Genomic DNA, 12,093 nt, shown 5'->3' on the forward strand with positions numbered 1-12,093 from the left:
GGGGTCATGACAAACAGACCGAGGGGCCCCGCCCGCTACCTCCGGGACGGCGGCGTAGGCCCTGATCAGACATGTGAAGAAGCGAAGAGAAGCCCCCAAAGCTCTCTTCACGAAGGGGTCCAGGTGGGTTTTCCGGACGGCAGAGCGCCCCGCAGCGCCGGGCTTTACAACCCTGCATATGAGCACGACTCGTGTGGCGTTGCCATGGTCGTCGATATGCATGGCCGACGCAGCCGCGACATCGTCGACAAGGCCATCACGGCGCTGGTGAACCTGGAGCACCGCGGTGCGCAGGGCGCCGAGCCCAACACCGGCGACGGCGCGGGAATCCTGCTGCAGGTTCCGGACAGGTTCCTCCGCGAGGTCTGCGGCGAGCAGGGGATCAATCTGCCCGCGCCCGGCAGCTACGCCACCGGCATCGCATTCCTGCCGCAGTCCGCGAAGGACGCCGCCGCCGCGTGCGCAGCGCTGGAGAAGATCGTCGAGGCCGAGGGCCTGGACCTGCTCGGCTGGCGCGACGTTCCCACCGACGAGTCCTCGCTGGGCGCGCTCGCCCGCGACGCCATGCCGACGTTCCGGCAGATCTTCATCGCCGGCGCCGACGGCATGGACCTCGAACGTCGCGCCTACGTGATCCGCAAGCGCGCCGAGCACGAACTCGGCACCAAGGGCCCCGGCCAGGACGGCCCCGGACGCGAGACCGTGTACTTCCCGAGCCTGTCGGGACAGACGTTCGTCTACAAGGGCATGCTGACCACGCCGCAGCTCAAGGCGTTCTACCTCGATCTGCAGGACGACCGCCTTGAGAGTTCGCTGGGCATCGTGCACTCGCGCTTCTCGACCAACACGTTCCCCTCGTGGCCGCTGGCCCACCCGTTCCGCCGGGTCGCCCACAACGGTGAGATCAACACCGTCACCGGCAACGAGAACTGGATGCGGGCCCGCGAGGCGCTGATCCACACTGACGTCTTCGGCTATCACAACGACCTGAACAAGATCTTCCCGGTCTGTACGCCGGGCGCCTCCGACACCGCACGGTTCGACGAGGTCCTCGAACTGCTGCACCTCGGTGGGCGCAGCCTGGCGCATGCCGTGCTGATGATGATCCCCGAGGCGTGGGAGCGCAACGAGGACATGGACCCGGCCCGCCGGGCCTTCTACCGCTACCACGCCTCGCTCATGGAGCCGTGGGACGGACCGGCGTCGGTGTGCTTCACCGACGGCACCGTCGTCGGCGCGGTGCTCGACCGCAACGGACTGCGTCCGTCGCGCGTCTGGGTCACCGACGACGGCCTGGTGGTCATGGCGTCCGAGGCCGGCGTGCTCGACATCGATCCCAGCAGGGTGGTCAAGCGCCTGCGCCTGCAGCCGGGCCGCATGTTCCTGGTGGACACCGCGCAGGGCCGCATCGTCGAAGACGAGGAGATCAAGGCCCAGCTTGCCGCCGAGCACCCCTACGAGGAGTGGCTCGAGGACGGCCGGTTCCACCTCAGCGAGCTGCCCGAGGGCAACTACGTCAAGATGCCGCACCACCGCGTGGTGCTGCGCCAGCAGACCTTCGGCTACACCTACGAGGAGCTGAACCTCCTGGTGGCCCCGATGGCCCGCACGGGCGCCGAGGCCCTGGGCTCGATGGGCACCGACACTCCGATCGCGGTGCTCTCGCAGCGCCCGCGGATGCTCTTCGACTACTTCCAGCAGTTGTTCGCGCAGGTGACCAACCCGCCTCTGGACGCCATCCGCGAAGAGGTGGTGACCAGCCTGCAGGGTGTGATCGGCCCCGAGGGCGACCTGCTCAACCCCGACGAGAGCTCCTGTCGCCAGATCGTGGTGCCGCAGCCCATCCTGCGCAACATCGAACTGGCCAAGCTGATCAACGTCGACCCCGACCATGAGATCCGCGGTCGCAAGCACGGCCTGCGGGCCGCCGTGGTGCAGTGCCTCTACCCCGTCGCCGACGGCGGCCCGGGTCTGCGCCGCGCGCTCGAGGACGTGCGCAAGCGGGTTTCGCAGGCCATCCGCAACGGCGCGCGCATCATCGTGCTGTCCGACCGGGAGTCCAACGAGTGGCTGGCGCCGATCCCGTCGCTGCTGTCGGTGGCCGCGGTGCACCATCACCTGGTGCGTGAACGCACCCGCACCCAGGTGGGCCTGGTCGTCGAGGCCGGCGATGCCCGCGAGGTGCACCACATGGCGATGCTGTGTGGATTCGGTGCCGCCGCGATCAACCCGTACATGGCGTTCGAGTCGATCGAGGACATGGTTGACCGCGGCGTCATCACCGGGTTGTCCAGTGACGAGGCCAAGAACAACTACGTCAAGGCCGCGGGCAAGGGTGTGCTGAAGGTGATGTCCAAGATGGGCATCTCGACCCTGGCCTCCTACACCGGCGCGCAGTTGTTCCAGGCGATCGGCATCAGCCAGCGTGTGCTCGACGAGTACTTCACCGGGTTGCACTGCGCCACCGGCGGAATCGACCTCGACGACATCGCGGCCGAAGTCGCGACCCGGCACGAACTGGCCTACCTGGAGCGTCCCGACGAGCGGGCGCACCGTGAACTCGAGGTGGGCGGCGAATACCAGTGGCGCCGCGAGGGTGAATACCACCTGTTCAACCCCGACACGGTGTTCAAGCTGCAGCATTCGACGCGCACCGGCCAGTACTCCGTGTTCAAGGAGTACACCAAGCTGGTCGACGACCAGAGCGAGCGGATGGCATCGCTGCGCGGCCTGCTGAAGTTCAAAGAGGGTGTCCGCCAGCCGGTTCCGATTGACGAGGTCGAGCCCGCCAGCGAGATCGTCAAGCGCTTCTCCACGGGCGCGATGAGCTACGGGTCGATCTCGGCCGAGGCACACGAGACGCTGGCCATCGCGATGAACCGCCTCGGCGGCCGGTCGAACTCCGGTGAGGGCGGCGAGTCCGTCGACCGCTTCGAACCCGACGCCAACGGCGACTGGCGCCGCAGTGCGATCAAGCAGGTGGCCTCGGCGCGCTTCGGCGTCACGAGCCACTACCTGACCAACTGCACCGACATCCAGATCAAGATGGCCCAGGGTGCGAAACCCGGTGAGGGCGGTCAGCTTCCGGGACACAAGGTGTACCCGTGGGTGGCCGAGGTGCGGCACTCCACGCCCGGCGTCGGCCTGATCTCGCCGCCGCCGCACCACGACATCTACTCGATCGAGGATCTGGCCCAGCTGATCCACGATCTGAAGAACGCCAACCCGGCCGCGCGTATCCACGTAAAGCTGGTCAGCGAGAACGGTGTCGGCACGGTCGCCGCGGGCGTCTCCAAGGCACACGCCGACGTCGTGCTGATCTCGGGTCACGACGGTGGCACCGGTGCCACGCCGCTGACGTCGCAGAAGCACGCCGGCGCGCCGTGGGAACTCGGCCTGGCCGAAACGCAGCAGACCCTGCTGCTCAACGGACTCCGCGATCGCATCGTGGTGCAGGTCGACGGTCAGCTCAAGACCGGCCGCGACGTGGTGGTCGCGGCGCTGCTCGGTGCCGAGGAGTTCGGCTTCGCGACCGCGCCGCTGGTGGTCTCCGGCTGCATCATGATGCGGGTGTGCCACCTGGACACCTGCCCCGTGGGTGTGGCCACGCAGAACCCGGTGCTGCGCGAGCGCTTCAACGGCAAGCCCGAGTTCGTCGAGAACTTCTTCCTCTTCATCGCCGAAGAGGTCCGGGAGCTTATGGCGCAGTTGGGCTTCCGGACGATCAACGAGATGGTCGGTCAGGTCAGCGCACTCGACACCGCGCGGGCCGCCGAGCACTGGAAGGCTTACAAGCTGGACCTGACGCCGGTGCTGCACGAGCCCGAGTCGGCCTTCATGAACCAGGACCTGTACTGCAGTTCGCGCCAAGACCACGGCCTCGACAAGGCGCTGGACCAGCAGCTGATCACGCAGTGCCGCGAGGCGCTGGACAGCGGCACCCCGGTGCGCTTCACGACCAAGATCGCCAACGTCAACCGCACGGTCGGCACGATGCTGGGCCATGAGGTGACCAAGGTCTACGGCGGCCAGGGCCTGCCCGACGGGACCATCGACATCACGTTCGAGGGCTCGGCGGGCAACAGCTTCGGCGCCTTCGTGCCCAAGGGCATCACGCTGCGGGTCTATGGCGATGCCAATGACTATGTGGGCAAGGGCCTTTCGGGTGGACGGATCGTCGTCAGGCCGTCCGACGGCGCGCCCGAGGGCTACGTCGCCGAGGAGAACATCATCGGCGGCAACGTGATCCTGTTCGGCGCCACCAGCGGATCCGCGTTCCTGCGCGGCGTCGTGGGTGAGCGCTTCGCCGTCCGCAACTCGGGCGCCCACGCGGTGGTCGAGGGTGTGGGCGATCACGGATGTGAGTACATGACGGGTGGCCGGGTCGTGATCCTGGGCGCCACCGGGCGCAACTTCGCCGCGGGTATGTCGGGCGGCATCGCCTTCGTCTACGACCCGAACCGCGCCCTGCCCGACAATCTGAACGGAGAGATGGTCGCTCTTGAAGCTCTGGACGACGCCGACCTCGAATGGTTGCACGAAATGATCACTGCGCACGTTGATGCCACTGACTCTGCTGTCGGACAACGGATCCTGGCCGACTGGCCAGCCCAGCAGCAGCATTTCGTCAAGGTGATGCCGCGCGACTACCGGCGGGTCCTCGAGGCCATCGCCGATGCCGAAGCCGCGGGCGCATGCGTCGACGACGCGATCATGGCGGCCGCTCGTGGGTGATCCAAGCGGCTTCCTGAAGCACACCCACCGTGAGACGCCGGCCCGTCGCCCCGTGCCACTGCGGCTCAAGGACTGGCGCGAGGTCTACGAGGAGTTCAGCCACGACACCCTGCAGGCGCAGGCGTCGCGGTGCATGGACTGCGGTATCCCGTTCTGCCACAACGGATGCCCGCTGGGCAACCTGATCCCGGAGTGGAACGACCTGGTGTTCCGCGGCCGGTGGCGCGATGCCATCGAGCGGTTGCACGCGACCAACAACTTCCCGGAGTTCACCGGCCGGCTGTGCCCCGCGCCGTGCGAGGCGTCATGCGTTCTGGGCATCAACCAGGATCCGGTGACCATCAAGCAGGTCGAGGTCGAGATCATCGACAACGCCTTCGACGAGGGCTGGGTTGTGCCGCTGCCGCCGGAGGTGTTGACCGGAAAGAAGGTCGCCGTCGTCGGCTCCGGACCGGCCGGCCTGGCCGCCGCCCAGCAGTTGACCCGGGCTGGGCACCACGTCACGGTCTTCGAGCGTGCCGACCGGATCGGCGGCCTGCTGCGCTACGGCATCCCCGAGTTCAAGATGGAGAAGCGGCACATCGACCGCCGTCTCGAGCAGATGGAGGCCGAGGGCACGGTCTTCCGTGCGGGCGTCAACGTCGGCGTCGACATCACCGTCGAGCAGCTGCGTGAGGACTTCGACGCCGTGGTGCTGGCGGGCGGCGCCACCGCGTGGCGTGACCTGCCGGTCCCCGGGCGTGAACTCGAGGGCATCTATCAGGCGATGGAGTTCCTGCCGTGGGCCAACCGGGTCCAACTCGGCGACCCCGTCACCGACGACGACGGCCAGCCGCCCATCACGGCCAAGGGCAAGAAGGTCGTCATCATCGGCGGCGGCGACACCGGTGCCGACTGCCTCGGCACGTCGCACCGCCAGGGCGCGGCCAGCGTGCACCAGTTCGAGATCATGCCGCGGCCCCCGGAGACCCGGGCCGAATCGACGCCGTGGCCGACCTACCCACTGATGTTCCGGGTGTCCTCGGCGCACGAGGAGGGCGGGGAGCGCGTGTTCTCCGTCAACACCGAGGCGTTCGTGGGCGAGAACGGCCACGTCAAGGCGCTCAAGGTGCACGAGGTCGTGATGAAGGCCGGCAAGTTCGAGAAGGTCGAGGGCACGGACTTCGAGCTGGAGGCCGACCTGGTGCTCTTGGCGATGGGTTTTGTGGGCCCGGAGAAGCCCGGCCTGCTGACCGACCTTGGCGTCGAGTTCACCGATCGCGGCAACGTCGCGCGCGATGACGACTTCCAGACCACGGTTCCCGGCGTCTTCGTTGCCGGCGACATGGGCCGCGGACAGTCGCTGATCGTGTGGGCGATCGCCGAGGGGCGGGCTGCGGCGGCCGGCGTCGATCGGTTCCTCACCGGTGAGACGGCACTTCCGGTGCCGATCAAGCCGACGGCCGCTCCCCAACGGTAGTCACACTAGTCACACCAGAATCATCCGACTTTAACTCGGCGTGCCTCGTCGGGTTTGCCGGTTTACCGGGTTTTAATGTGTGACAGCGGGCACTGCGGTAGTGTGGGGCCCCGGTCCAGCTATTTCGACCGCAGGGAAGTGATAGCAGTGCACGTCAACCCATTGTCCCGCTCGCGGGTGGGGCGAATCGCCTGGTCATTGTTCCGGCATCCCGTCAAGAGCCGGGAGTTCCCGGCCAAACACGAGCGGTTGGTGACCCCCGCCGAGATCCTTCGCTACGGCGTCTAGCACACCGCGGCACGCCGGCGTGGGCCACACGAGCCCTCACGCCGGCGCCAATTTGCCAGGTCTGCACGCTGCGGTCACTGGCTGAGCAGGCCCGAGTCCCGGATCGTCTGCGCCAACGGTTCGAGCACCGCGGGATCATAGGGCGACGGCAGGTAGACGATCGCGAGATCCAGTCCCTCGGCGCCCAGGGCGGCGGCCTCGTCGACCACCTTCTGATAGTCGTGCTCGGGGCTCAATCGGACATGGGAGGACAGCATGATCTCCTTCGGGTCGCGGCCGATGTCAGCGCAGTGCGCGGCCAACACGTCCCGCTTACGCGCGAACTCCTCCGGCGGGCCGCCCACGTAATTCCAGTGGTCGGCGTACTGCGCCGTGATCCGCAGGGTGCGCTTCTCGCCGCTGCCGCCGATGCAGATCGGCGGGTTGGGCTGCTGCGGGCCCTTGGGCTCGTTGCGGGCGTCGGTGAGTTGGTAGAACGTGCCGTCGAAGGTCGTCGTCTCCTGACTGAGCAGTCCCTTGAGCACCTGACATGCCTCCTCGAACCGGTCGAAGCGCTCCTTGATGCTGCCCAACTCGATGCCGTAGGCCCCGGACTCCTCCTCGTTCCAGCCCGCGCCGATGCCCAGTTCGAGGCGCCCGTTCGAAACGATGTCCAGCGCTGAGGCCATGTTGGCCAGCACCGCAGGATGGCGGTAGTGGATGCCGGTGACCAGGACGCCGACCCGCAACCGCTCCGTGGCCTGCGCGAGCGCCGTCAGCGTCACCCATCCCTCAAGGCACGGCCCGGTGGGGTCTGAGAAGATCGGATAGAAGTGGTCGAAGGTCCAACCCGACTCGAAGACGTCGATCTGGTCAGCGGCCTTCCAGACCGCGAGCATGTCGGACCATGTGGTGTTCTGCGGTGAGGTTTTGAACGCGAATCGCATGACACCGAGGCTAATCGCGACCCGCAGACGGCGCTTCACGTCAACGAAGTCCGGGCACACTGGAGACATGGCAACCCTGGACCCGGCGGCCGTCCTGCGCGAGATCGCCTACTACAAGGACCGGGCGCGTGAGGACAGCCGCCGCGTGATGGCCTACCGCAACGCCGCCGACGTGGTGGACGCGCTGACCGACGAGCAGCGTGCCAAGCACGGTCGGGCCAACTCATGGCAGTCCCTGCCGCGCATCGGTCCCAAGACGGCCGCGGTGATCGCGCAGGCCTGGTCGGGCCGGGAACCTGACGTGTTGGTTGAGTTGCGTTCTGCGGCAGAGGATCTGGGCGGCGGAGAACTGCGGGCCGCGCTGAAGGGAGATCTGCACCTGCATTCGAACTGGTCCGACGGTTCGGCGCCGATTCCGGAGATGATGGCCGCCGCGCACGCCCTGGGGCACGAGTACTGCGCGCTCACCGATCATTCGCCGCGACTGCGGGTGGCCAACGGCCTCTCCCCAGATCGGCTGCGCGAGCAGTTGGACGTCATCGACGAACTGCGGGAACGGTTCGCGCCCATGCGCATCCTCACCGGCATCGAGGTCGACATCCTTGAGGACGGCACGCTGGACCAGGAACCCGACCTGCTCGACCGCCTGGACGTGGTGGTGGCCAGCGTGCACTCGAAACTCGCGATGGACGCCCCCGCGATGACGCGGCGGATGGTGCGCGCGGTCCAACACCAGCGGGTGTCGGTGCTCGGGCACTGCACGGGCCGCCTGGTCGCGGGCGGTCGTGGTCTGCGTGCCGAGTCGAAGTTCGACGCGGAGAAGGTGTTCACGGCCTGCCGGGATCATGGCACCGCGGTGGAGATCAACTCGCGTCCGGAGCGCCGGGACCCGCCGTCGCGGCTCATGACCCTGGCCCGCGACATCGGATGCCTGTTCTCGATCGACACCGATGCGCACGCGCCCGGCCAACTCGACTTCCTCGGGTACGGCGCGCAGCGCGCACTGGACAACGAGGTGCCGGCCGAACGCATCATCAACACCTGGTCGGCGGCGGAACTGGCGGAGTTCACGTCGGCGCGCTGACGCGGCTCAGTCCGGCAGCACCGGCACCTCGACGCCGTGGTCGCGGCCGACGAGCACCCCACGGGTGAGTGCGGCGTTGCCGAACCGACGACGAACGTCGTCGACCGCGCGGTCCACGGTCTCGCGCTCGACGTGCGGACCGAAGGGCAACTCCAGCTGCGCAGCACCCGAACGGTCGATGTGCGACACCGCGAAACCCACCAGCGTCAGGCCCCGCTCGGCGGTCAGCGGTGCGGCGGCCGCGACGAGGTCGCGGGCCGCGGCCAGGATCGGTTCGGTCGCAGACGTGGCATGGGGCAGCGTGTGAGATCGGGTCGCCCGGCCGAAGTCGGCGAATCGCAGGCGCAGCGTCACCGTCCGCCCGGTGCGTCCGGCCGACCGCATGCGCCTGGTGATGCGGTCGATCAGGTTGAGCACCACGGCGTCGATTTCAGCGGCCGACATCGTGCTGCCGCGCCGGCCCAACGCACGCTGCGCGCCGACCGACCGGCGCCGCACGCCCGTGACGACGCGCCGGCGGTCGATGTTGCGGGACAGGCAGTACAGCTGCCGGCCCATCGCCCCGCCGACCATCGCGGACAGCGTGCTCTCACCCAGTTCGGCCACCTGCGCGACCGTTTCGATGCCGTGGGCCCGCAGCTTCTCCTCGGTCTTGGCGCCCACACCCCACAACCGGCGGATCGGCAGCGGATGGAGAAAGGCCAACTCCTCGTGTGGCGGAACCAGCAGCAGCCCATCGGGTTTGGCCACCTGGCTGGCGACCTTGGCCAGGAACTTAGTGCGCGCGATACCGACGGTGATGGGCAGCCCCACCTCGTCGAGGACCCGTTCGCGCAGGCGTGCCGCGATCACGACGGGCGCGCCTGCGGTGCGCCGCAATCCGCTGACGTCGAGGAATGCCTCGTCGACCGAGAGCGGTTCGACGACGGGCGTGGTGTCGCGGAACACCTCGAAAACCGCCTCGCTGGCGCGCGAGTAGGCCGACATGCGGGGCGGCACGATGATCGCGGCCGGGCACAGCTGCAGCGCCTGGCGACCGCCCATCGCGGTGCGCACGCCGTAGGCCTTGGCCTCGTAGCTGGCCGCGAGCACGACACCGCCGCCGACGATGACGGGACGCCCGCGCAGCGTCGGATCGTCGCGCTGCTCGACTGAGGCGTAGAAGGAGTCCAGGTCGGCGTGCAGGATGCTGGCCGAGGTGTGAGCGGACTCGTCGAACACGAACATATGTTCGCATTGAGGTCCGACATTTCCGAGATCGAGCGCCCCAGTTTGTACGGAGATGACGGCGTGTCACCGTACAGACGCCCCGCAAGCGGGGACCCCAGCACGCTCGCGGGGGTGGGGAGTTGCGGGGTGGGGGAGGTTGCGGGGGTGGGAGCTCGCGGGGGTGGGGCTGCTAGAGCAGGCGGTCGCCGTAGATGCTGGACATCCAAATGTGGGCCAGGGTCTCCACCATCTGGTTGGCGGGAACCGATGCGGACTCCCCGGTCAGCGCCGCCACCATCGCCCGCTCGTTCATCTGGTTGAGCGCGATGGCCAGTTCGCGGGCAGGGATGGTCTCGGGTGCCGCGCCGCGCTCCCGCTCAGAGTTGATCAGCGCCTCCGTCTGGTCGATCCAGCGCTGCATGAACTGCGTCCAGAGCGCCCGGACCTCGGGACTGGTCGACAGAGCCTGCGCACCGACCCGACCCATGACGGGCTGCGAGGCGAACGCGTCGAAGAACGTGTGGATGCCAGCCCGAAACGCCTTGGGGGGATCGGAGCGAAGTTCGCTCACCCGGGCGAAGCCGGTGTCGGCGCGCGTGATCAGCGGGTCCAACAGGGACAGCAGCACGGCCTCTTTGGACGGGAAGTAGAAGTAGAACGTGGGCCGCGACAGCCCCGCGCCCTTAGCGAGGTCGTCGACCGAGATTTCGGTGAAGGGCTTCTCCTCCAGCAGACGCCGTGCGGTCTCGAGAATCGCCTGCTCACGGTCGTCTCCGGAGGGGCGCGCCGAACGGCGTCCGCGATTCGCTCGGGCGGCACTGGGGGCTGACACCCTCGCCACCTTAACAGGGTGTTGAAATGTTCAACACTCTGTTGACTCACTCAACACCCTGTTGATAGCTTTGGCGCCATGACTGAGTTTGTCGATGTCGTCATCGTCGGGGCGGGGATCTCCGGTATCAGTGCCGCCTGGCACCTGCAGGACCGCTGCCCGGACAAGAGCTATGTCGTCCTCGAACGCCGCGCCGATCTGGGCGGTACGTGGGACCTGTTCAAGTACCCGGGCATCCGCTCGGACTCCGACATGTTCACGCTCGGGTTCCGGTTCAAGCCGTGGGAGTCGGCCAAGTCGATCGCCGACGGCGCCTCGATCAAGGCATACATCAAGGACGCGGCTGTCGAGAACGGGATCGACAAGCACATCCGGTACAACACCACCGTCACGTCGGCCGACTGGTCCGACGCCGACCAGCGGTGGACCGTCACCGTCGAACGGGACGGCGAGACCACCCAACTGCAGGCCGGCTTCGTGTTCGCGTGCAGCGGTTACTACAACTACGACGAGGGTTACACGCCGGAGTTCGCGGGCACCGAGGACTTCCGCGGCACCATCGTGCATCCGCAGCATTGGCCCGAGGATCTCGATTACGCCGACAAGAGGATCGTCGTCATCGGTAGCGGCGCCACCGCCGTCACTCTCATTCCGGCCCTGGCGAATTCGGGTGCCGGCCACGTGACGATGCTGCAGCGTTCGCCAACCTTCATCGGGTCGCTGCCGGACGTCGACCCCATCGCCGAGCGGGCCAACAAGTACCTGCCCGCCAAGGCCGCCCACTTCGTGAACCGGTGGAAGGCCGTCACGTTCAGCACCGCGCAGTACCAGCTGTCCCGACGCTTCCCGGACTACATGCGCAAGACCCTGCTGACCATGGCCAAGCGTCGTCTGCCCGAGGGCTTCGACGTGGACAAGCACTTCAACCCCAGCTACAACCCGTGGGATGAGCGACTCTGCTTGGCGCCCAACGGCGATCTGTTCAAGACGATCCGCAGGGGCAAGGCCGACGTCGTCACCGACACCATCGACCGCTTCACCGAGACTGGCATCAAGCTCACCTCCGGTGCCGAGCTCGAGGCCGACATCATCATCACCGCAACGGGTTTGAATATGCGTCTGTTCGGCGGCGCGCAAGTGACGCGCAATGGCGAGCCCGTGGACATCTCCAAGTCGATGGCCTACAAGGCGATGATGCTCTCCGGCATCCCGAATATGGCCTTCACCATCGGTTACACCAACGCCTCCTGGACGCTGAAGGCCGATCTGGTGTCGGAGTACGTGTGCCGTCTGCTCAACTACATGGACGAGCACGGCTACGACGCGGTCGAACCCAAGCATCCCGGCCCGGAGGTCGAGGTGCTGCCGTTCACCGACTTCTCACCGGGCTACTTCCAGCGCGCCCTGGACCATCTGCCGAAGTCGGGATCGCACGGGCCGTGGAAGGCCAAGCAGAACTACTTCTTCGACATCCGAGCGATTCGGCAGGGCAAGGTCGACGACGACGCCCTGCACTTCACCAGGCACCGGGCGGCCAAGGCGGTTTCGGCCTAGCCGAGCA

General features: G+C 67.5%; 8 protein-coding genes. 5 read left to right on the top strand and 3 right to left on the bottom strand.

Going from position 1 to position 12,093, the window contains the following annotated elements; all coding sequences use genetic code 11:
• Positions 1–123 precede the first annotated feature (123 nt).
• The 3 genes from gltB (at position 124) to G6N34_RS27670 (ending at position 6,481) form a co-directional block, all read left to right on the top strand.
• On the top strand, positions 124–4,734 hold the full coding sequence (gene gltB, locus G6N34_RS26025; RefSeq protein ID WP_264016568.1) for a glutamate synthase large subunit: 4,611 nt from the start codon (positions 124–126) through the stop codon (positions 4,732–4,734).
• Positions 4,727–6,193, top strand: a complete 1,467-nt coding sequence (locus G6N34_RS26030) for a glutamate synthase subunit beta (protein WP_085150160.1) — start codon at positions 4,727–4,729, stop codon at positions 6,191–6,193. The genes gltB and G6N34_RS26030 overlap by 8 nt, the downstream gene beginning before the upstream one ends.
• Before the next feature lie 147 nt (positions 6,194–6,340).
• Positions 6,341–6,481: a hypothetical protein gene (locus tag G6N34_RS27670; RefSeq protein WP_109788348.1), complete on the top strand. Its 141-nt coding sequence runs from the start codon at positions 6,341–6,343 to the stop codon at positions 6,479–6,481.
• Positions 6,482–6,555: 74 nt separating this feature from the next.
• On the opposite strand, the gene G6N34_RS26035 is transcribed toward G6N34_RS27670, so the two are convergent.
• Complete coding sequence (locus G6N34_RS26035) at positions 6,556–7,407, bottom strand: LLM class F420-dependent oxidoreductase (protein WP_085150169.1); 852 nt, start codon at positions 7,405–7,407, stop codon at positions 6,556–6,558.
• A gap of 76 nt (positions 7,408–7,483) precedes the next feature.
• On the opposite strand from G6N34_RS26035, the gene G6N34_RS26040 reads away from it, so the two are divergent.
• The gene (locus tag G6N34_RS26040) at positions 7,484–8,491 is read left to right on the top strand and encodes a PHP domain-containing protein (RefSeq protein ID WP_085150171.1); all 1,008 of its coding nucleotides are present in this window, start codon (positions 7,484–7,486) and stop codon (positions 8,489–8,491) included.
• A gap of 6 nt (positions 8,492–8,497) precedes the next feature.
• On the opposite strand, the gene dinB is transcribed toward G6N34_RS26040, so the two are convergent.
• A complete protein-coding gene (gene dinB / locus G6N34_RS26045) occupies positions 8,498–9,718 on the bottom strand; it encodes a DNA polymerase IV (protein WP_085150162.1) in 1,221 nt (406 codons plus the stop codon).
• Between the two features lie 172 nt (positions 9,719–9,890).
• On the bottom strand, positions 9,891–10,532 hold the full coding sequence (locus tag G6N34_RS26050) for a TetR/AcrR family transcriptional regulator (RefSeq protein WP_085154103.1): 642 nt from the start codon (positions 10,530–10,532) through the stop codon (positions 9,891–9,893).
• 78 nt (positions 10,533–10,610) lie between these two features.
• Here G6N34_RS26050 and G6N34_RS26055 point away from each other — a divergent pair, with 78 nt between their 5' ends.
• Positions 10,611–12,086 (top strand): flavin-containing monooxygenase, encoded by a 1,476-nt coding sequence (locus tag G6N34_RS26055; RefSeq protein ID WP_085154105.1) that lies wholly within the window; start codon positions 10,611–10,613, stop codon positions 12,084–12,086.
• The last annotated feature ends 7 nt before the right edge of the window (positions 12,087–12,093 follow it).

The organism is Mycolicibacterium confluentis (assembly GCF_010729895.1).
GTDB lineage: Bacteria > Actinomycetota > Actinomycetes > Mycobacteriales > Mycobacteriaceae > Mycobacterium > Mycobacterium confluentis.